Raw genomic sequence first — 22029 nt, forward strand, 5'->3', positions numbered from 1 at the left:
AGTACTCTCCTTATTCCTCAATCATTTGAATGGCATGCATTGCCATTATTTTTTCTTCATTTGTTTTGATGATTCGGATCTCAAAGGGTTTCAGAAAATCAAGACGTCGCAAGATATATTGACGGATCAGTTCTGAGTTTTCTCCTATTCCTCCTGTAAACACAATACCGTCGATACCGCCAAGCGATACAGCCATCATGGCAATATACTGGGCTGTTTTCATACAGAAATATTCGAGTGCAAATTTTGCGTCTTGATTATCACTTGCTTCAAGCAGACGAACATCATTTGTCCAAGCTGATAATCCTTTCAAACCTGATTCGTGATATAGCATTCGCTCCAGTTCATCTGTAGTCAGGCCAAGTTCTTTGAGAATATAGAGGATGACCCCTGGATCGAGATTTCCGCATCGTGTTCCCATCGGTAGCCCATCAAGAGCGGTCATGCCCATTGTCGTGTCAATGCTTACACCGTTTTTTATAGCACAAAGGCTTGCGCCATTGCCAAGATGTGCGGCAATGACTCGCCCTTTGGCAAGCTCAGGTTCACATTTCCGTAATTTATAGACTAGCCATTCATAAGAAAGGCCATGAAAACCAAATCGGCGAATTCCTTTATAACGCAAGGCTTCTGGCAAGGCATATTCGATGAAAAGGCGAGAGTGGCCAGAATGAAATGCAGTATCAAAACAAGCTATCTGAGTTATATCTGGCTTCAACTCCTCCAACAGCTCAATTGCTGTAAGGTTGTGAGGTTGATGCAGAGGCGCTAATGGACATAAGCTCTTTAACTTGGAAAGAACCTCAGAGGAAATTTGAACGCTGTTTGAGAAATAATGCCCCCCGTGCACCACTCGATGAGCCGCACAGCCGATTTTCCACTGATTAAAATGTGCTTCAATCCAACTTAAAATATAATTCAATGCTTCTTTATAAGTATACTCGTCAGGAAGTTTGATCTCCGTTCGTTGTATTTTTTCTTGTTTTGAATGCGTTTCGATGGCTTTGAACAATGGAGCTGTGTTTATATTAACAATTTTACCTTTAGCCAGTAGTTGTAATCGCTCTTTCTTAAACAATTGAAATTTGATACTGGATGAACCGCTGTTGATGACGAGGATGCTGTGGTTTATTTTATGAATCATTTGATTATCCCTTTTCTTCGCGCATCTGCCATTTTTACTGCCAAAGCACAGGATAATAACCGTACACGTAGTGAGTCAGCTCGACTTGTCAGTATGATAGGAATTCTTGCTCCCAGCACAATGCCGGCTGCATCTGCATTTCCCAGAAATGTTAATTGCTTGGCCAACATATTTCCTGACTCAATATCTGGAACCAGGAGAATATCCGGATCGCCTGCAACAATCGATTGAATGCCTTTATCCTCGGCGGCTTGTTTATTAATGGCGTTATCAAATGCAAGAGGACCATCTAATATGCCATTGGTGATTTGACCGCGATCGGCCATCTTGCATAAGGTTGCCGCATCAACGGTAGCTTGCATCTTGGGGTTAATCAGCTCAATGGCAGCTAATATGGCTACTTTTGGTTTCTTGCGCTCTCCAAACAGGGTACGCCAGAGATTAATAGCGTTTTGGCAAATATCTGCTTTTTCCGAGGTGGTCGGAGAAATATTGACACCGGCATCCGTAATAATGAGTGGCTTGTGATAGGAGGGGATATCCATAAGATACGCATGGCTGATACGATATTTTGTTCGTAAAGTTTTCACTGAAACAATAGCCGATAATAACTCATTGGTTGACAGAGCGCCTTTCATTATAGCTTCTACTTGCCCTTTTTCAGCCAATTCAGCGGCTTTAGCCGCAGCGGCATCGCTATGTTCGGTATCAATGATTTTCCAATTGGAAACGTTGATGTTCGTCTCTTGTGCTGCTGCTTTAATTTTTTTTTCAGGGCCTACGAGTATAGGATTAATCAAGCCTGTCTTGAATGCATCATTTACCGCCTCTAATGTTTTGGTTTTTACTGGGTGAACAATCGCTGTAGAGATTCTTTTCATACTTTGAGAGGTTTGTATAATTGACTCAAGTCGGTCATAGCTATGGATTTGAACTTCCGGTAAATGAATTTTAGGGGCACGGATTTTTTGGGTTGGTGCAAGAACGGTAGCCCGTCCTTCCATAACGGTTTCTCCACGTTGATTGATACCTTTACAATCTAGGATGACAATTGACTTGTCCGCTTTTTTTTCATGTACGATGACGGTTACTGTGATTGTATCATCAATACGTACTGGTTTTTTAAATTTGATGTCCTGTTCAAGATAAATCGTTCCCGGACCAGGTAAAATGGTTCCGAGCACTGTGGATATAAGAGACGCCGACCACATGCCATGCCCGACAATACCATGAAAAATATCACTTTTTGCATATTCTGGATCCATGTGCTGAGGATTGACATCGCCTGAGACCGCCGCAAACAGTTTAATATCTTTTTCCGTCAGCTGCTTTTTTAAACTGGCTTGTTGACCTACAGTCATTTCATCAAATGTTACATTTTCTAAAAAATCCTTTTGCATGGTTTCTCCTATCTTTGTACAGAAAACATCATACGCGCTCTTTGGGATAAGAAAGGGCATTCATATGACGAAGCGATATAATCCGTAATCTCAGTTGTTTTTCTGTTTCAATCATGGCAAAAAACACCATGCCAATGACGATGATGAGAACACCATCGAAAAAAGGAATCGATTCAGTATTAAAAATACTTTGTAGCGGTGGCAAATAAGTTATGGCAAATTGAGCAATCGTAATCACAATAACACTCATCCATACCATTTTTGTTCCTTTTACCGCTTGCCAGGTTAAGGAGGTTCCGTAGATATTGCGGATATAAAACAAGTGAAAAATTTCTAAAACCACCAAAGTGTTTAAAGCAATAGTTCGTGAAAGTTCGGTTATGTCCGTAAACTGCTGTAAATTCAGGTTGACTTTTTAGGAGTGGAGTCATCGCTAAAATTCGGTACTATTGAGTTGCGAAAAACAATAACTATCGAAGGAGATTAGCGATGACGGATTACAATATTACAGTTGGAAAGGAATTGCTTCCAGAACTTTTATCAAGCCAGGATGGGCTCGCAAAGCTTGTTGAAGGTGTATTGAATCAGGTATTGGAGGCACAGGTGTCAGAAAGTCTGGGAGCAGACAAGCATGAACGTTCAGGTGAACGTATAGGCTATCGTAACGGTTACCGTCCAAGACAACTATACACTCGTGTGGGACCAGTCACTCTTCAAGTGCCGCAGACACGTGATGGCTCTTTTTCTACCGATATTTTTAAGCGCTATCAACGCAGTGAGCAGGCTTTTGTATTGGCTCTGATGGAAATGGTTGTTAATGGCGTATCAACCAGAAAAGTTAATAACATTACTGAAGAACTTTGCGGTGCTAGTTTTTCAAAGTCAACCGTCAGTCAACTGTGTTCTGGTCTTGATGCAAGAGTCAGAGCCTTCAACGAGCGTCGGTTTGATGGTGACAACTACCCATTTATCATGGTTGATGCGATGTTTATCAAGTGTCGTGATGGTGACAGAGTCGTGTCTCGAGCAGCCTTGACCATCTCGGGTATCAGAAGTGATGGCTACCGTGAAATACTGGGCCTTCGCATTGGTGACACTGAGAGCTATGCTACATGGGATGAAGCGTTTAAATGGCTAAAATCTCGTGGGCTAAAAGGCGTGATGTATGTTGTGTCAGACCAGCATGCAGGGCTTGTGGAAGCGGCTAGAAAGCACTTTCAAGGTGCAACCTGGCAACGATGCCAAGTTCACTTGATGCGCAACATCCTCGGGCACTGCTCTGTCAGACACCGCAAAGATGTTGCTGAAAAGGCAAAGCTTGTTTTTCAGGCACCTGATATGGAAGAAGCCAGGCGTAGACGCGATGATTTTATTGATGCCTTTGAGAAAAAAGCACCAAAATCAGTTACCTGCCTTGAGGAGGCTTTTGACGATGCCATGGTAGTTATGGCGTTGCCGGAGAAATACAGGAAGCGACTTCGCACCACCAACATGCAAGAGCGAATTAACGAGGAAATCAGGCGCCGAGAACGAGTGATAAGGATATTTCCTAATGATGATTCTGCATGGCGGCTGATTGGCGCTTTATTAGCTGAACAAAACGAGCAGTGGCAATCAAGGCGTTATCTTAATATGGACGAATTTAATGACTGGCTGGCTGAGAATGAAGCCGGAAAGTCTAATGTTGTAGGGATGAATGCTTTGACTAAATAACGTACTAACTTGATAGGCTGAATTAATGGGAATTTACAGCACTTTTTGGACTTGACCGAAAGTTCAATCGAATATCCTTTATCAAGGGCATAGTAGTAAATACCAAATACCCCACAAAGAAACAAAAAGGATACTAGAATGATATGCCACACCAGTGAACCGGTTAAAATAGACTCATTCCTTGGCCTTGGCGGTCGCTGCATGGTGTTGTCTTCTGTGGGTTCGAACGCAAGCGATAGGCCAAGGGTTACCGCTGTGATTAAATTAACCCATAGTATCTGGACTGGTGTTACTGGAAGACTTAAACCTAACAATAACGCCAAAATAATGGTCATGGCTTCCCCGCTACTGGTCGGCAAAGTCCAACTAATCACTTTTTTTAGATTATCATATACAGTGCGTCCTTCCTGAACAGCCGCTGCAATGGAGGCAAAATTATCATCTGCTAATACAAGTTCTGCGGCTTCTTTTGATACTTCATTGCCTTTTTTTCCCATGGCAATGCCTGCATCTGCTCTTTTTAATGCCAATGCATCATTGACGCCATCACCAGTCATAGCCACGGTCATTCCATGAGACTGCAACGCCATAACTAGCCTCAGTTTATGTTCCGGGCTGGTGCGGGCAAAAATATCATCTTCCAAAACGATACTTGCTAGCTCTGCATCATTCATTTTATCAAGTTCTAGGCCAGTCAGTATTTTATCTGGATGATTTAGTCCAACTTGCCGACCAATCGCACCAGCAGTTGCTGCATGATCACCGGTAATCATTTTCACCTGAATGCCGGCGCTCAAACACTGTGCTACTGCGGCTATGGATTCTTCCCTTGGCGGGTCAATCATCCCGACCATGCCTAATAAAACTAAATCGTTTTCTATATCGGATAATTGAAGGACGGTATGCTCTGGAGAAACGGACTTTGCAGCCAGAGCCAATACCCGCTGGCCGCTTTTAGCTATGGATTCAATCTGGTCCAACCAATAGCTTGGATTGATTGGCTCCAAATTGCCGGTTTCATTTTGTTGTTTTTGGCACATCTCTAGCAATTTCTCAGGTGCACCTTTCATAAAAATAAAGGCATGTTCCTGATGATTATGGTGAAGCGTTGCCATAAAACGGTGTCTCGCATCAAAGGGAATGGCATCCGTGCGCGCCCAGATTTTGCGCTCTTCAATAACCGATAGCCCTAATTTTTCCGCCAGTGTCAGTAATGCTCCCTCCATCGGATCACCTTCTATGATCCAGTTTCCGTTGCGCTCATATAACTCGGCATCGTTACAAAGTATTGCAGTTTGTGCCAGTTGCATAAGTAGAGGATGTTGTGCTTTTTGAATGATATTGCCATGAAGTTTAATGGAGCCTGACGGTTCATAGCCTGAGCCTTCAACATTAAACTGATGTTCTGCCGTTAAAATGGATACCACCGTCATTTCATTTTTGGTGAGCGTGCCTGTTTTATCCGTGCAAATCACAGAAACGGAGCCTAAGGTCTCAATAGCAGGAAGCCTGCGAATGATTGCATTTCGCCTCGCCATTGCCTGAACGCCAACGGCTAAGGTAATCGATAAAACTGCAGGAAGCCCTTCAGGAATGGCAGCGACCGATAAGCCAACAACGGCCATAAACAACGCGCCAAAATTATAATGCTGTATAAAATATCCATAGGCCAGCAATAATCCGGCAACCATCAAAATGAAAACGGTTAACCATTTGGCAAAAACATCCATTTGCTGAATCAAAGGCGTTTTTAACATGTCTACCTTTGATAACAGATGACTGATTTGTCCAATTTCAGTGAATTCACCGGTCGCTACAACGACGCCTTTAGCCTGACCACGGGTCACCAGCGTACCACTATAAGCCATTGAAGCTCGTTCCCCCAGCACTGAATCTTTTGCTACGGATTGAACCTGCTTTTCTACAGCCACCGATTCACCGGTGAGGATGGACTCATCCACAATGAGTCCATGCACTTTAATCAAGCGCATGTCTGCCGGTACTTTATCACCGGAATTGTAAGTTACAAAAAATTATATAATGGCCATTAAGAGAGTAGCCCCTTATTGTAAAAATAAAGGGCACGGGCGTGAGCGACCGTCGCGGAATAGGTTTTAACAACCGTCTGGATCAAGGTACTCTAGCCCTGCTCTCGAAACGTTTGAATAGTTGAAAGGACTCTGATTAAAGAACGTCCGCTTACAATCCTAAACAATAAAATTTCGAGGCGCGCATGTCATTATACAGTAATTATATTGGTATCGATATTGGAAAAATTTCTTTTGTTGTAGCGATGTATGGCTCAAAAAAGATATACGAATATGAAAATAATCCGACAGGTATTAAAGCGTTTATAAACGATTTCAAGAGTAAATTAAAATATGCTTTAACTGTATTAGAAACGACAGGCGGTTATGAGATGCAATTATTGCTCACTTTGTGTGAGTCAGGGTTTGCAGTACATCGAGCTAATACACGTAAGGTCAAACGATTTATTCAATCTTATGGCAATGAGGCAAAGACGGATAAACTGGATGCCCTCTCATTGGCTTTATATGGGTATGAGCGAGCACAACGACTAGAACTATTTACTCCTCAATCAACAAAAGCCCTTGCCTTATTTGAGTTGGTGCAGCGTCGTAATGATTTAAAACAAATGCTTGTTGCAGAAAAGAATAGATTAAAAGCTCCTCGCGCGGACATCATCAAAGCGAGCTGTAATGCAATGCTCGAGGTGCTTAATAATCAAATCAAGACCATTACAGATGAAATAAATACCTTGATAGAGGCTGACTCTGTGTTAAGAGAAAAAAAAGCTATTCTAAAAACTATTCCCGGCATAGGGGATATCATTGCTAATGAGCTTCTTGTCTTATTACCAGAATTAGGTTCCTTAACGCGACGTAAAATTGCTTCGCTTGCTGGCCTTGCACCAAAGGCAAATGATAGCGGGCAGTTTAGCGGTTATCGGTGTATTGGTTATGGCAGATGTGGAATTAAGCCCATATTATTCTTAGCTGCCATGGCTGCAAGAAATTCAAATTCTAGCTTAAAATCTTTCTACAATCAGTTAATTTCTTCCGGAAAGAAAAAGATGGTAGCTTTAACTGCTTTAATGCGAAAAATCATTGTTATTGCAAATGCCAGAATAAGAGATTTTAATTCGGGATTATTTTGTGCATGATGATAGATTAATTAAATTTAAAAAACGGTTAAGACATAGTTGATCCAGAAGCACGATATCTCCAGGTACCAGTTCTTTGGCAGGGATGGTCTGTCGCTCTTCCTGTCGAATAACTGTAGCCGTGGGCGATAACATCTGTCGTAAGGCATCAAGCGCCTTTTCTGCTTTGCCCTCCTGTATAAATCCGATACAAGCGTTAACCACCACAACAGCAAGTATGACAACCGTATCTATCCAGTGATTCAGTAAGGCTGTAATCATTGCCGCAAACAAAAGCACATAAATCAGGATATGATTAAAATGTCGGAAAAAACGCAAAATGATGGATTCTTTGGCTTTTTCAGGTATTCTATTGGGCCCAAACGCTTCCTGCCTTTTAAAAACCTCTTCTTGATTTAACCCTTGAATATCAGTTTCAAGCCAGGTCAATACCTTTTCAACTGGCAGTTCTTGCCAGTTACCCTGGTGTTTTTTAAGGCAATTCTTTAACATGAAAAGTCTCCACTTAATAAGCTTTTATGGGAGAAATAAAGTCTTGGGGTTTTAGCACCAGCAAGGAATAGTTAATAAGACTTGGTTTATGGCTGGTCTGTTGGAGAGCTTGTTTTAATCCTTCGTCCTCTCTACCTAACCTATGACTAACAAACAAAATATTGTGAAAATTTGACATGATTTAATCCTTTAAATAACTAAAAATTCCTGTTTATCAAATAGTCTGAAAATGTATTGTAAATATATCAAGATTAGCACAGAGGATTAAATTAACTTAACGCAGAAAATATATATATACAATTGAGCGTCTATTTAAGATGAAAATTTTTTTGTCACAAGTTCGGTCGACATTCATTTTAACCAAAGGGCGGTGGCAGCAATATAAACGAACGATAAAAAAGATTGAGCAAATTTAAAGAAGAAAATTAAGCATGAAATTGCTAATTTTGATTCATTAGCTCATGCGGTTGATCATGCTTTTCTGGGGATTGTTTAAATTTTAATTCACTATATCTAGAAAGATATACTAATTTATTTTAAGTCATGGACTTCTTTATAAGAAGGAATCTGGCATTGCCATTTGAATCGCTGTTCAATTTTTTGTTTGAGTGCCTGAGACGCGTTTTTATCTCCGTGGGTGATGAATACAGTTTTGGGAGTTTTTTTAATTTGACTTAACCACGCCAACATTTCTTCAGAATCAATATGTGCCGAGATATTTTCTAGTTGAAAAATTTCGGCGCGAATGGGAACCATCAAACCAAACATTTTAATTTCTTTCTCTCTGCGAATCATTCGATCTCCGCGTGTTCCAGAAGCCTGAAATCCGGCAAAGACAATTGAGTTTCTATGATCTGGGGCAAACCTTCGGATGTGGTGCAAAACTCGCCCTCCTGTGGCCATGCCACTAGCTGAGATAATGATCATCGGCACTTTTTTATCATCTAAAGCTTTGGACTCTGCCGGGGTATGAACGTATCGGGCACTTTGACAAATTGCCTGACTTTCTTTTTTACTCAATCGATGTTCTGTGGAATGATGGTAAAATAATTTGGTTGCATCTGTTGCCATTGGGCTATCGATGTATACTGGAATATCTGGAATCTCATTGTTCGATCGTATTTGATGGATATAATAAAGAAGTGTTTGAGCACGCCCCACTGCAAATGAAGGAATAACAATCACTCCACCCCTCTTAGCGGTTTTGTTAATGATGTGCTTAAGCTGTTCCTGTGGATCAGTCGATTCATGTAGGCGATCACCGTAGGTCGATTCAATGACATAATAATCCGATTGTGGTGGCTTTTGTGGTGGATACATGATGGGATCTTGATGGCGTCCTAAATCTCCTGAAAAGAGTATCGATGTTTGATTGTGCTGAACACGTATGAAAGACGCACCTAATATATGACCAGCATAAAAAAATTGTGCTGTTAGGTTATCCTTTAAATGAAATGGTTTTTCAAAAGGAATCGATTCAAAGTATTGTAGCGAAGTTTCAGCCTCTTCCTGGGTATAGAGAGCCAATGCTGGGTGATGTTTAGAATATTTCTTTTTATTGGCAAAACGAGCTTCTTCTTCGTGAAGATGACCGCTATCCGGAAGTAAAATCTCGCATAAATCCAACGTGGCCTCACTACAAAAGATTTTACCTCGAAATCCATTTTTTACCAGTAGAGGAATATAACCACTGTGATCGATGTGGGCGTGAGTTAATAGAACAGTACTGATGTCTGCGGGATTAATAGGTAAAGGATTCCAGTTACGAAGCCTAAGCTCTTTAAATCCTTGAAAAAGTCCGCAATCAATAAGAATCGTTTCATTTGTCGTTTTCAACAGGTATTTCGAACCAGTGACGGTTTGCGTAGCACCTAAAAATTGTATATTCATTCATGCTCCCCCTTCAGATGTCTTATTTTAGAGTGTAAGGCAAAATGACTTTATTCTAATATTCTTTGGATCTCTATGTAGACAACTGCCAATTATTTAGATCTATTTGATCACAGAGGATATCGGAAAAATCGCTGTCTTATTTTTTGGAGAAAGAGATTTATAATTTATCTAGCAAAGACCAAGCCCCTAGCAATAGGTTGAAGCCGGCAATGCATAAGCCCAAAGAATATGCAATTATCTGAGAGCTTTTATCGGCATGTCGAATGAGAGCAGAAACCAAAAAACCATTTAAGCCATCCGATGCCATCATACCTAACATGAATACCACTCCTAGCAGACCAGATAACAACCATCCCGACATGACGGATGCGGAAATTGAAAATAAAGTCACTTGAGTGATGGTATCAAAAGAAAGTGCAAATAGAGCGCCTATGAAAATAATAGAAAAAGAGCCGGATACTTTGTTGGTAATTTTGTTCAAAATAAAGCTTTTTGGCCCAAGGGGAATCGAAGAATTTAGCCTTTGAGACCACAGCATCCAGATCGTCATGAATCCAAAGGACAACAAGAAAAATATAGAGACCCATTGCCCAAAATCATCCAACCAGCTTGGGACGACTGTTCGCAAAAGTCCACTGCCAACAAGCAAGCTGATAAAAACAACCACCAAGCCATGGCCTAACGAAAATAAAATCCCAGCGAGCCGAGAGAGCATTTTACTATCTTTAGTCGTACGACTGATTGCATCAATTGTTGCTAAATGATCCAGATCAAACCCATGTCGCATGCCTAAGGTTAATACCATCAGAATTAATAAAGGAAAAGAAAAATTAACGTTTAGTCTCCTTGGATTTAAACTTACAATTATTATTAATAAACAAGTTCTGGAGAAAGCAAAAATTACTTACTATGTATAACAAATGAAAGCGAATTTTTCTATTCTCGTGGTTTAGCAATTTAAATCAACCAAAAATTATAGGAACAAATCATGCAATCAAAAAAATGTGCGGTGACATCCTTAAAGAAAATGAAAATATAATTGAGCTTGCAAGCAATCTCAGTTTTAAAGTTGAATCACACAAAGAAAATAGTTCCAGTGTGCTTTCCAGAAAATCGCTAACTTGATTAATGATGAGTGTTTTATATGCATGAAATGACCTTATGTAAAAATATACTGGAGATTGTTAAGCAACATGTTAAGGAGACAAAGGGCGCGTGGGTTAAAAAAATTTGTTTAGAAATTGGACAATTAACTTGTGTTGAGCGCTCTGCCCTGCAGTTTAGTTTTGATGTCGCCGCCAAAGGTACCGTTGCTGAACAAGCTATATTAGATATCATCGACATAGAGGGGAAAGCACGTTGTGAAACGTGCCAGAAGATCATCAAGATTAAACAGTATTATGATCCGTGCCAAAGCTGTGGTAATTTCTCATTATCCATCCTACAGGGTGAGGAATTAAAGGTAAAATATATGGAGATGGAATAATGTGTGGAATATGTGGGTGCTCGGATCACATTCATGATCAGGATGTGAATGAAATTCATCATCACCAAAGTGACCGCAATATCATCGTTGTGGAAGAAGATTTATTGGCTAAGAACAAGCAATATGCCATTAAGAACCGTGCTCATTTTCAGCAAAAAAATATAATTGCTTTAAACTTAATGTCGAGCCCTGGTGCCGGAAAAACAACCCTACTCGGTAAAACGTTTCAAAGCTTAAAAAAATACAAACGCATGGCAGTCATTGTTGGCGATCAGCAAACCGATGAAGATGCAGCAAAACTAAAAGAGTGTGGTGCGCAGGCCTTGCAAATTAATACAGGACGAGTTTGCCACCTGGATGCTCACATGATCGGCCACGCCGTTGAGGAGTTATCAATCCAGGATAATACTCTTTTATTCATTGAAAATGTAGGAAACCTGGTCTGCCCGGCAAGTTTTGATTTAGGGGAAACCCATAAAATTGTCCTGTTATCCATAACGGAAGGTGACAATAAACCCTTGAAATACCCTGACATGTTCCGCGGCGCCGATTTGGTATTAATTACCAAAATGGATTTATTACCCTATGTACAATTTGATCTTGATCAATGCGAAGATTACATACGGCGAATCAACCAAAAAGTTCGGATTTTACATCTAGCCTCTACCTCAGACCAAGGCATTCATGATTGGCATCAATGGTTGCATGTTGCTTGTAATCTGAGTGACTTGAATTGTCATCCAAAAAGATTTTAAAAAAATTTCGGAGTAAGTTTCGGATTGTATGAATTTAAAAAGACAACAAATTACAATTCAAGGCGTTGTTCAAGGTGTAGGCTTTCGCCCCCATGTTTACCATACAGCAATCCATTTAAATCTGACTGGCTGGGTAAAAAACAATAATCATGGAGTCATCATAGAAATCCAGGGTTCATCCACCGATCAATTTTTATCAAAGCTCAAAGAATCGTTACCCCCACTAGCGCGCATTGATGCCATACAATGTCAGAAGATCCCTTTAATCCAAAATGAGAAGCATTTTCAAATTAAGTCCAGTGAAGGAGAGAGCAGTAATACGATTATTTCCCCGGATATTGGAATATGTCAGGATTGCCTGAAGGAATTATTTGATCCCAAAAGCCGGTACTATCTCTACCCGTTTTTAAATTGCACTCAATGTGGACCGCGTTTAACGGTCACTCGCCAGCTTCCCTACGACCGCGCTCAAACTTCTATGGATACTTTCTCACTTTGTAGTGCCTGTGAAAAAGATTATAGTGATCCTATCAATCGTCGCTATCATGCCCAGCCTACCGCTTGCAGCTTATGCGGCCCACAACTATCTACCAGCATTAAAGCAATGGCCAAAGCCATCCAACAAGGCAAAATTTTAGCGGTTAAGGGGTTAGGCGGCTATCAGCTAATCTGTGATGCATGGAATAAAGCAAGTATTTCAACGTTACGTGCAAGAAAAAAACGAGCAGCTAAACCCTTTGCCGTTTTAGTGCCTAATTTAAAAAGCGCCGAGCAAATAGTCTCTATCTCTCCGCTGGGACGAGAATTACTAACTTGCCAAACTCGGCCTATCGTTTTGTTAAATAAATTAATGGATTGCATGCCTGAAGATCTTGCTCCAGGTTTAAATCAGCTAGGCATTATGCTGCCAACCACCCCAATTCATTACCTACTGTTTCACGCCATAATGGGTTTTCCTAGGGGATTAGAGTGGTTAGATAAACCGGATTCAACTATGTTGGTCGTCACCAGTGCAAATGTAGGTGGTAATCCGCTTCTAATTGACGATACCCAAGCTGAAGAAGCGTTGGCTTCTATTGCTGATTTAACAATTTCGTATAACCGTAATATTGTCACACGGGTGGATGATTCCGTCATAAAATTAATCAATCATTCACCGGCTTTTATCCGCCGTGCTCGTGGTTATGTTCCACAAGCCATTAAACTGCCTTTTACGATACCAACAACATTGGCCTTAGGCGGGCATCTTAAAAATACATTTTGCATAACCCGGAAGGATGAAGCCTTTGTGTCACAATACATCGGTAGTTTAAGTAACAAGGATACCATCGAGTTTTTTCATGAATCTTTAGAGCATTTACAAGATTTTTTAAACATCAAACCTGAACAAGTGGCATGTGATTTACACCCCGATTTTTATACGACTCAACTGGCTGAAACCTATGACTGTCCAATGATTAATGTGCAACATCAACACGCCCACTTGGCATCAGTCGCCGCTGAGCATCACATCATCCATCCTGCTCTTGGTTTGGCCCTGGATGGATACGGCTATGGAACACAAGGGGCGTCCTGGGGTGGGGAGTTGATGTTATTGGATAATGCCTGCTTTGAAAGGCTGGGGAGTTTTTACCCCCTCACTATGCCAGGAGGCGATCGTGTCGCTAAAGAACCCTGGCGGATGGGCGCATCTGTTTTACATGAGTTGGGTTTAAATGAAGAAATCAGTGCACGTTTTGGCAATATGACTCAAGCGAAGTACTTATCTGATCTACTTGTCAGCCAATGTTCATTGCCAGCAACCAGTAGTTGTGGCCGTTATTTTGATGCAGCCAGCGCGCTGTTGGGGGTCACTCACGTTTCCAATTATGAAGGTCATGCAGCACAATTGCTGGAAAGTTTGGTAACAGAGCCTGAGGTGATATCAAACGGCTGGATCATTGAAAATGGACATTTTAATTTATTGCCAACTTTCGCAGAGCTTTTGGAACTCGATCCGATAACAGGCAGTAATCGTTTCCATGGAACTTTAGTTGCGGGATTAAGTGAATGGATTTTAATATGGGTTAAAAACACCGGTTTGCGTACTGTATTATTAAGCGGCGGCTGCTTTTTAAATCAGAGATTAACGGAGGGTTTAATCCAAACCTTGAGTCAGCGAGGCTTGAGTGTCTATTTGCCAAAACAGCTTCCTGCCAACGATGGGGGAATATCCCTGGGTCAAGCTTGGGTAGCAGGGGTTGCTAATTGTGGGAAGAAACGCTAGTGTTCTTATTCACTCATGAGTTATTCATCACGGCATAAGGATTCAAAAATGTGTTTGGCCATACCAGCACAAATCACAAAACTGCTTCCAAACCAACGCGCAATTGCTAACATCGGCGGAGTAGAAAAAGAAATTGCCCTTTCACTTGTTGAAGATGTCAGCGAAGGTGATTATGTCATTCTCCATGTAGGTTATGCTCTCACAAAACTAAATGAACAAGAAGCCAAAAAAACGTTGGAATTATTTGCTCAAATGCAAGCAACAGGACGTGCTGTATGAGATATATTGAAGAATTTCGTAATGCCGATTATGCACAAACGCTGGCTAAGGAAATTGCAGATAAGGCCTTCCCTTCACGACACTATAATCTGATGGAATTTTGCGGAGGACATACTCATACCATCCACCGCTATGATATACCCAGTCTATTGCCAAATAATATAGAAATGATCCATGGTCCAGGATGTCCTGTTTGTGTCTTACCTATTGGACGTGTAGATAAAGCAATCTGGTTGGCGTCTCAACCAAATGTCATACTCTGCAGCTATGGCGATATGTTACGTGTGCCAGGATCCGGCCAAAAAAGCTTATTGCAGGCAAAAGCAGACGGCGCTGATGTGAGAATGATTTATTCGGTCGATGATGCCTTGAAAATAGCTCAACAAAATCCTGAAAAAGAAGTTATTTTTTTCGCAATTGGTTTTGAAACCACTACACCACCAACCGCATTTGCCATTTTACAAGCCAGGCATTTAAACCTCTCCAACTTCACCGTGTTTTGTAATCATGTCCTTACTCCCGTGGCCATGGAATGTTTGTTGCAAGCGCAACGTGAAGAAGACGCCGCTGTGAATTTGGATGGGTTCGTCGGCCCTGCCCATGTCAGCATTGTCATTGGCAGTCAGGCTTATGAAGCAGTGTGCCAAAAATATCAAAAACCGATAGTGATTTCAGGATTTGAGCCTTTGGATGTGCTGCACTCCATTCTTATGCTTGTTGAACAAATCAATCAAAATCGCTGTGAAGTGGAAATTCAATATACAAGAGCAGTAACGTCAACAGGAAACTTAACCACCCAAGCCATGATGGATGAAGTCCTACAGCTGCGCTCAAGCTTTGAATGGCGTGGATTAGGTCATATCCCTCAAAGTGCACTGGAAATCAAATCAGCTTTTGCTTTTTTTGATGCGGAAAAGCGCTTTCAGCCTCCTGAAAGCCATGGTACAGAACATAAGCAATGTGATTGTGGTGACATTCTGCGAGGGGTAAAAAAGCCGCGGGATTGCAAATTGTTTGCCAAGATATGTACTCCGGAAAATCCATTGGGTTCCTGCATGGTTTCTTCAGAGGGAGCCTGCGCCGCAGTTTATGCTTATGGTAGAGGGGATGTGGTATGAGTGAGACAGTTTTAGAGCATTCAATCAAGCGAAGAAAATCAACAGGACCTAAACTGAATATAAAAAAAGGCCGAGTTAATTTAAGCCACGGCAGTGGTGGCCGTGCCATGGCACAATTAATCGATCAACTGTTTCTAGAGGCATTTGATAATGAATGGTTAGCGCAGAAAAATGATCAGGCTTGTTTTTCTGTCAATGCAGGGCGAATGGTGATGGCAACAGATGCTCATGTCATCTCCCCCTTGTTTTTCCCGGGCGGGGATATTGGAGCATTGTCTGTACATGGTACCATCAATGATATCGTTATGTCGGGAGCAAAACCGCTTTATTTATCAGCCAGTTTCATTTTAGAAGAGGGCTTGCCTTTGACTGATTTAAAAATCATTGTTACATCCATGGCTCTTGCGGCAAAGGAATCGGGAGTAGCCATCATTACCGGCGATACCAAAGTTGTGGAACGTGGTAAAGGAGATGGCGTATTTATTACCACTACCGGCGTTGGCGTGGTGCCAGAAGGTGTCAACATTTCCGGTAACCAGGCCACGCCAGGTGATCAAGTCATTGTAAGCGGTTATGTTGGCGATCATGGCGTAGCAATTATGTCATTACGCAATAATTTACAATTTTCAACGTCAATACAGTCAGACACAGCATCATTACATGATTTGGTTTCTAATATGATCAAAACAGTACCAAACATTCATTGCTTGCGTGATCCAACACGAGGCGGAGTTGCTACCACATTGAATGAGTTTGCTAGACAGTCACAAGTCGGCTTTCTCGTTCATGAAGCAAAAATACCGGTGCGCACGGAAGTAGTTAGTGCTTGTGAGCTGTTAGGACTGGATCCTCTGTATGTGGCTAATGAAGGCAAATTGTTAGCCATTTGTGCGCCGGATGATGCAAAGAAACTTTTAGAAGCCATGCACCAACATCCTCTGGGAAAACACGCTGCAATTATTGGGGAAGTGGTTGAGGACTCACGTCATTTTGTTCAATTACAAACAAAATTTGGCGGCAAAAGAATCATAGATTGGCTCACTGGAGAGCAACTTCCAAGAATTTGCTGATATACAATATGAGAAGAGAAAAGATATGGACGCGCAATTCCTTCCACACGAAAACTTCCAGTTTCTGCTAGAAGTTTTGCAACAATCAGGCTATCGCTGCATTGGTCCGCAAGTACGAGACGGTGCAATTGTTTATGACGACCTTACCGAAGCAAAGCAATTGCCCTGGGGAGTGCGAGACAGTCAACAGCCCGGTGAATACACGCTCAAAACTACCGCAGAGAAAAAAGCCTTCGCCTGGGCCAACGGTCCACAGGGAATCAAGCCACATCTGTTCAAAGCACGAGAAACAATTTGGCGTGTCATTCGAAACGATGTTGGAAAGCTTGAATTTAAGCCTGAGCAAGCAGAAGAACAGCCTATCGCTTATATCGGAGGACGTTCCTGTGATCTGATGGCTATGTCCATCCAAGATAAGGTATTTGTAGAAGGTCCTCACCAAGACCCTCGCTATCGTTACCGTCGTGAACAATTATTTGTGGTGGCCGTGAATTGTAGCTATGCTTCTTCCAGTTGCTTTTGCGTCTCCGCTGGTACTGGTCCTGAAGTGCAAAGTTCTTATGATTTACTGCTGACCGAAATTGATAAAGGATTTACAGTAAAAAGCGGAAGTGAGCGGGGCCAAAACATTTTATTAAAACTCATTTTATCCAAAGCCTCGCCACTGCAACAAGAACAAGCTGCCGACCAGCCCAAACAAGCGGCCAGCATGCAAACCAAACGCATTCCTCTGGATAATAAAAAAGGACTACGTGATTTGCTGTTTTCAAATTTAAATCACCCGCGTTGGGATGATGTGGCTGAGCGTTGTTTGTCTTGTGGCAATTGTACTCTTGTTTGCCCGACCTGTTTTTGCCACAGTGAAGTAGAAAAGCCAAGCCTTGATGGCAGTGGCAGTGAACACCAACGAGAATGGGACTCTTGCTTTAGTGAAGGCCACAGTTATTTGGGTGGTGAGCCGATTCGAGAGGATACACGTAAGCGATACCGACAATGGTTAACCCATAAAGTAGGGAGTTGGTTCGATCAGTTTGACGTTAGCGGCTGTGTAGGTTGCGGTCGTTGTGTAACCTGGTGCCCGGTAGGTATCGACATCACTGAAGAATTGGCCGCAATTTCTGGTGAGTCAAATATTAAAAAGGTCAAGGATGATTAAAAGTATAGGTCGGCGATGCCCAAAGGTGATTTTTTAAGTTTTTTACGCATCTTAAGTAGGCACTATTCGTCACAGAACTAATTTTTCACAACAACATGATATTATAAATAAACTCATGACGAGACAACAAAAATGAAGGACTCCTACTTACCCCGTACAGCTCAAATTATAGAACGCAAGCAAGAATCCCCAACCATATTTACCCTGAATACACAATTTGTTGATTCATCTAAACCTTTTCAATTTTCTCCAGGCCAATTCAATATGCTTTACCTTTATGGCGTGGGTGAAGTGCCAATCTCTATCTCTTCTGATCCCGCGGAAGATCATTTTTTAAGTCATACCATTCGTACTGTGGGGCGGGTAACCAAGGCAATGAATGCGTTAAAAAAAAACGATACGATAGGCATTCGTGGCCCATATGGTCGCGGTTGGCCCGTAGATAGAGCTAAGGGCCAAAATGTACTCATTATCACAGGGGGCTTAGGTTGTGCGCCCACGGTCTCCTTAGTTCGATATATTTTAGCAAGACGAAAATATTTCGGCAGCTTGAAAATCCTGCAAGGGGTTAAGCACAGTGAAGATTTTATTTATCGTAAGCAATATAAAAAATGGCAGGAAGCATATGACACCGAAGTGCATATCGCCGCTGATCAAGCCAGGCCAAATTGGACCTGGCACAAAGGCTATGTCACTGAACTCATCGACACTTTGATCTTAAACCCAAAAAAGACCATAGTTATGATGTGTGGACCTGAAATGATGATGGGTGCGGCGGTCGAAGTCTTGCGCAATAAGTTGATTTCAGAAGATGATATATATCTTAGCATGGAGCGAAATATGGAATGCGCCATTGGACATTGTGGCCACTGCCAATATGGAGGCTTGTTCATTTGTAAAGATGGACCGGTGTTTTCCTATCCAGAAGTGAAAGCACTGTTTAACATAAAAGGATTTTAGCCATGGCGAAACCACGCTTGGCTGTACATAAATTTACCTCATGTGATGGCTGCCAGCTGGCTTTTTTAAATGCTGGGGAAGCTTTATTAACCCTGTCTGAAATGATGGAAATCATCCATTTTGTTGAAGCCGGTCAAGTTGATATGGATACGCCGGTGGATATAACCTTTGTGGAAGGCAGTATATCTACACCTGATGAAGTTGAACGCATTCAAACCGTTCGCAAAAAAACCAAATACTTAATTACGATTGGTGCTTGTGCAACTGCAGGCGGTATTCAAGCTTTACGAAATGCTGCAAATTATCACCAATGGATGTCCAGTATTTATGCGACACCGAATACGATCAAGAGTCTGGAGACTTCAACGGCCATTTCGCATCATGTTAAAGTAGATTGGGAATTATGGGGATGCCCGGTTAATACCGGGCAAGTGATGGATGCAATACGTTCATTATTGTTTTCCGCAAGTCCACGCATTAGAAGAGACTCAGTGTGCATGGAGTGCAAACGAAAAAACTACGTCTGTGTTTTGGTGGCAAAAAAAGAGCCCTGCATGGGGCCTGTGACTCAAACAGGATGTGGCGTGCTTTGTCCTGGTGCGAACCGCGCCTGTTATGCCTGCTATGGCCCTTCGGAAAACCCGAATACGGATTCTTTAGGTGGATGGTTTAAACAAAAAATTGGCTTGGACAAAAAAGCAATCGCCAAACAATTTTTACACATTAATAATCAGGCGCCAGCTTTTAATCAAGCGGCAAGTTATTTTAAAGGGATTAAAATTGTCAAAGAATAAGAAAAGCATTCATGTGCCCATATTGGCAAGAGTCGAAGGAGAGGGTGCGCTTGAAATCGAAATCGTAAATGATGCAATTCAAAAGCTGCAATTGCAGATTTATGAACCACCGCGACTGTTTGAAAAATTCCTGGAAGGACGGAGTTATAAGGAAGTGCTGGACATAGTCGCACGTATTTGTGGGATTTGTCCAGTGGCTTATCAAATGAGCGCCGCCCACGCCATTGAGCATTGCTTTGGGGTCAAGCCAGGTAGCTGGGTGCGTGACATGCGGCGCTTGTTTTATTGCGGTGAATGGTTAGAAAGTCATAGCTTACATGTTCACTTTTTGGCTGCACCGGATTTTTTGGGGTTTCATTCCGCCCCAGAAATGGCAAAAGTTTATCCTGAAGAGGTGCGGCGCGGTTTACGATTGCAATCCTTTGGTAACGCACTGATATCATTGTTTGGTGGTCGTTCTGTACATCCTGTGGGTGCATGTATTGGCGGTTTTTATAAAGCTCCCACTCAGGCGCAAATAAATGAATTGTTAGCACTTGTACCAGATAGAATAGGAGACTGTGAACGATTAATCCAGTGGACAGCAACCCTACCAAAAATAGACAACTCTCATCCATTTACCAGTGTATCCTTACGACATCCTGATGAATATCCTATAAATGAAGGAAAAATTGTCTCAGATCAAGGTCTCGAAATAAGTATCGATCAATTTGATGATTACTTTAAAGAAAATCAAGTGCCTTATTCTAATGCCCTCCATTGCCTCCTCCAAGGAAAGCCGTATTTGGTTGGGCCATTAGCTCGCGTTAATAACAATTATCATCATTTACCTGAAGTGATCAAAGGCGTGTTGAAAAAATCTAGAATTTCCTTCCCAACTCAAAACATGAATCACAGCATCATCGCCCGTGCAGTTGAAATCTATTACTGCGTGCTGGAAGCTCAGCATTTGCTACAAAAATATGTTTATCCGAAAGCCCCACATGCCGAAATTACAACACGTGCCGGCAGAGGATATGGCTGCACAGAAGCCCCTCGAGGTATGCTTTGGCATTGTTATGACATGACGGAGAATGGGCTTGTACAATCCGCCCGGATTGTTCCTCCAACCAGTCAAAATCAAGCCCGTATCGAACAAGATCTTCGAACTTCATTAGAACAATATGGCTTAAACAAAACAGACGATGATTTGCAAGCTTATAGTGAACAAATCATTCGAAACTATGATCCTTGCATATCCTGCTCTACTCATTTTTTAAATTTGCGTGTGAAGCGACATGAATGATATTCGGGTGTTGGGCATTGGCTCACCGTTTGGTGATGATCAGGTTGGATGGCATGTGGTTAATCTTCTTAAACAACAAATCGGTCCGGATTCGGGCCAATTGTTAATCACTGCATGCGATCGCCCGGGAACTCGTATATTAGAATTAATGCGTTCTGCGGATAAAGTTTTTCTAATTGATGCAGTGATGACAGGTGCACCAGCAGGAACATTACATTATCTGAAAAATGAGGAAATCATCAGTTTTACCAATGGCTTATCAACCCATGGTATAGGTATAATTGATGCAATTGAGATTGGTAAGGCATTGAATGAATTGCCTAAGCAAATTATTTTATACGGCATTGAAATAGAAAACGTTTCCAAAGACTTTAAATTAAGCAAAACGCTTAGGCGGTCTATAGAAGAAACAGTAGATGGTTTGGTTAAAGAAATTCATGATTTACTTAAAATTCCAAAATAGACATGGAAGCATTGTAACCTAGGATTTTCGGCTAACCTTCCCACGTTACCCTACTTCACCACTAAAAAATAAACAAGATGTGATTACGCTGATGAATTAAGAAACCATAGATCTGGGACGATAAAAGACATAGATAAAGTTCTCATTATGCCTGAAATGGCACTTTCTGGACTCTCAAACACAGAGTCACAAGAACGCATTAAGCAATATGGCGGAAAGTATTTGGAAATGTTGGTTTAAACATTTCCATAATATCTTCATCTATGTTTTATTGGTCATTGCCATTATCAGTTTTTTATTAAAGCATTATATAGACATGGTCGTAATCTTCTCAGTGTTCAGGGCGGTAGGCCGAAGCATGATTCGTCATATGCTCGCCCACAGCTTTTTTTGCGAAGATGTAGCTGGCATTTTATCCCTTCTTAGAGAAGAAATCTGTCTCTTTTTATGAACCTGACTATTTCTGACGTTATTATGAATTAGCTAAAAAGCGGGAAAGATAGTTTATTCATTTTTGCCTTACTTTTTCACATAAATTCCAGATGAAGTGAAATAAAAACACTATAATCAT

The 22029-nt window shown here is 41.5% G+C and carries 19 protein-coding genes and 2 pseudogenes; 14 read left to right on the forward strand and 7 right to left on the reverse strand.

From position 1 onward, the window contains the following. Positions 1-10 precede the first annotated feature (10 nt). From E4T55_RS10835 to E4T55_RS10845, 3 genes and pseudogenes are all read right to left on the reverse strand, one after another. Entirely contained in the window at positions 11-1132 is a 1122-nt protein-coding gene (locus tag E4T55_RS10835; protein WP_058501148.1) for an acetate/propionate family kinase, read from the reverse strand. A gap of 8 nt (positions 1133-1140) precedes the next feature. Further along, on the reverse strand, positions 1141-2544 hold the full coding sequence (locus E4T55_RS10840) for a bifunctional enoyl-CoA hydratase/phosphate acetyltransferase (protein WP_058501145.1): 1404 nt from the start codon (positions 2542-2544) through the stop codon (positions 1141-1143). 28 nt (positions 2545-2572) lie between these two features. Continuing rightward, a pseudogene (locus E4T55_RS10845) lies at positions 2573-2920 on the reverse strand (cation transporting ATPase C-terminal domain-containing protein); the annotation flags it as partial. Between the two features lie 113 nt (positions 2921-3033). Here E4T55_RS10845 and E4T55_RS10850 point away from each other — a divergent pair. Continuing rightward, positions 3034-4257 (forward strand): IS256 family transposase, encoded by a 1224-nt coding sequence (locus E4T55_RS10850; RefSeq protein WP_115325208.1) that lies wholly within the window; start codon positions 3034-3036, stop codon positions 4255-4257. Positions 4258-4313: 56 nt separating this feature from the next. Here E4T55_RS10850 and E4T55_RS10855 read toward each other — a convergent pair. Further along, positions 4314-6272 (reverse strand): annotated as a pseudogene (locus E4T55_RS10855) (HAD-IC family P-type ATPase); the annotation flags it as partial. A gap of 218 nt (positions 6273-6490) precedes the next feature. Here E4T55_RS10855 and E4T55_RS10860 point away from each other — a divergent pair. Continuing rightward, complete coding sequence (locus tag E4T55_RS10860) at positions 6491-7441, forward strand: IS110 family RNA-guided transposase (protein WP_115325220.1); 951 nt, start codon at positions 6491-6493, stop codon at positions 7439-7441. Here E4T55_RS10860 and E4T55_RS10865 read toward each other — a convergent pair. From E4T55_RS10865 to E4T55_RS10875, 3 genes are all read right to left on the reverse strand, one after another. Beyond that, entirely contained in the window at positions 7427-7933 is a 507-nt protein-coding gene (locus E4T55_RS10865; RefSeq protein WP_115325348.1) for a cation-transporting P-type ATPase, read from the reverse strand. The two genes, E4T55_RS10860 and E4T55_RS10865, sit on opposite strands and share 15 nt — an antisense overlap. Before the next feature lie 531 nt (positions 7934-8464). Continuing rightward, on the reverse strand, positions 8465-9823 hold the full coding sequence (locus E4T55_RS10870; protein WP_058503003.1) for an MBL fold metallo-hydrolase RNA specificity domain-containing protein: 1359 nt from the start codon (positions 9821-9823) through the stop codon (positions 8465-8467). A 160-nt stretch (positions 9824-9983) separates the two neighbouring features. Then, a complete protein-coding gene (locus tag E4T55_RS10875; RefSeq protein WP_058503002.1) occupies positions 9984-10631 on the reverse strand; it encodes a HoxN/HupN/NixA family nickel/cobalt transporter in 648 nt (215 codons plus the stop codon). Between the two features lie 339 nt (positions 10632-10970). Between E4T55_RS10875 and hypA the strand changes: the two genes are divergently transcribed. The 12 genes from hypA to E4T55_RS15645 all read left to right on the forward strand — a co-directional run bounded on the left by hypA (position 10971) and on the right by E4T55_RS15645 (position 21909). Next, a complete protein-coding gene (gene hypA / locus E4T55_RS10880; protein ID WP_058503001.1) occupies positions 10971-11312 on the forward strand; it encodes a hydrogenase maturation nickel metallochaperone HypA in 342 nt (113 codons plus the stop codon). Further along, complete coding sequence (hypB, locus tag E4T55_RS10885; protein ID WP_058503000.1) at positions 11312-12067, forward strand: hydrogenase nickel incorporation protein HypB; 756 nt, start codon at positions 11312-11314, stop codon at positions 12065-12067. The genes hypA and hypB overlap by 1 nt, the downstream gene beginning before the upstream one ends. Positions 12068-12095: 28 nt before the next feature. Further along, positions 12096-14333 (forward strand): carbamoyltransferase HypF, encoded by a 2238-nt coding sequence (gene hypF, locus E4T55_RS10890; RefSeq protein ID WP_058502999.1) that lies wholly within the window; start codon positions 12096-12098, stop codon positions 14331-14333. A gap of 48 nt (positions 14334-14381) precedes the next feature. Next, positions 14382-14612 carry a HypC/HybG/HupF family hydrogenase formation chaperone gene (locus E4T55_RS10895; RefSeq protein ID WP_058502998.1) on the forward strand — a complete coding sequence of 77 codons (231 nt, stop codon included), beginning with the start codon at positions 14382-14384 and terminating at the stop codon, positions 14610-14612. Continuing rightward, positions 14609-15730 carry a hydrogenase formation protein HypD gene (gene hypD, locus E4T55_RS10900; RefSeq protein ID WP_058502997.1) on the forward strand — a complete coding sequence of 374 codons (1122 nt, stop codon included), beginning with the start codon at positions 14609-14611 and terminating at the stop codon, positions 15728-15730. Before E4T55_RS10895 ends, hypD begins: the two co-directional genes overlap by 4 nt. Beyond that, complete coding sequence (hypE, locus tag E4T55_RS10905; RefSeq protein ID WP_058502996.1) at positions 15727-16800, forward strand: hydrogenase expression/formation protein HypE; 1074 nt, start codon at positions 15727-15729, stop codon at positions 16798-16800. The genes hypD and hypE overlap by 4 nt, the downstream gene beginning before the upstream one ends. Before the next feature lie 25 nt (positions 16801-16825). Then, positions 16826-17956 carry a 4Fe-4S dicluster domain-containing protein gene (locus tag E4T55_RS10910; RefSeq protein WP_058502995.1) on the forward strand — a complete coding sequence of 377 codons (1131 nt, stop codon included), beginning with the start codon at positions 16826-16828 and terminating at the stop codon, positions 17954-17956. A gap of 132 nt (positions 17957-18088) precedes the next feature. Then, on the forward strand, positions 18089-18916 hold the full coding sequence (locus E4T55_RS10915) for an FAD/NAD(P)-binding protein (RefSeq protein ID WP_058502994.1): 828 nt from the start codon (positions 18089-18091) through the stop codon (positions 18914-18916). 2 nt (positions 18917-18918) lie between these two features. Continuing rightward, positions 18919-19710 (forward strand): NADH-quinone oxidoreductase subunit B family protein, encoded by a 792-nt coding sequence (locus E4T55_RS10920; RefSeq protein WP_058502993.1) that lies wholly within the window; start codon positions 18919-18921, stop codon positions 19708-19710. Next, entirely contained in the window at positions 19697-20995 is a 1299-nt protein-coding gene (locus E4T55_RS10925; protein WP_058502992.1) for a Ni/Fe hydrogenase subunit alpha, read from the forward strand. Before E4T55_RS10920 ends, E4T55_RS10925 begins: the two co-directional genes overlap by 14 nt. After that, positions 20988-21458 (forward strand): hydrogenase maturation protease, encoded by a 471-nt coding sequence (locus E4T55_RS10930; RefSeq protein WP_058502991.1) that lies wholly within the window; start codon positions 20988-20990, stop codon positions 21456-21458. The genes E4T55_RS10925 and E4T55_RS10930 overlap by 8 nt, the downstream gene beginning before the upstream one ends. A gap of 208 nt (positions 21459-21666) precedes the next feature. After that, positions 21667-21909, forward strand: coding sequence for a cation-transporting P-type ATPase (locus E4T55_RS15645; protein WP_058502990.1), 243 nt, complete (start codon positions 21667-21669; stop codon positions 21907-21909). The last annotated feature ends 120 nt before the right edge of the window (positions 21910-22029 follow it).

This window comes from Legionella israelensis, assembly GCF_004571175.1.
GTDB lineage: Bacteria > Pseudomonadota > Gammaproteobacteria > Legionellales > Legionellaceae > Legionella_D > Legionella_D israelensis.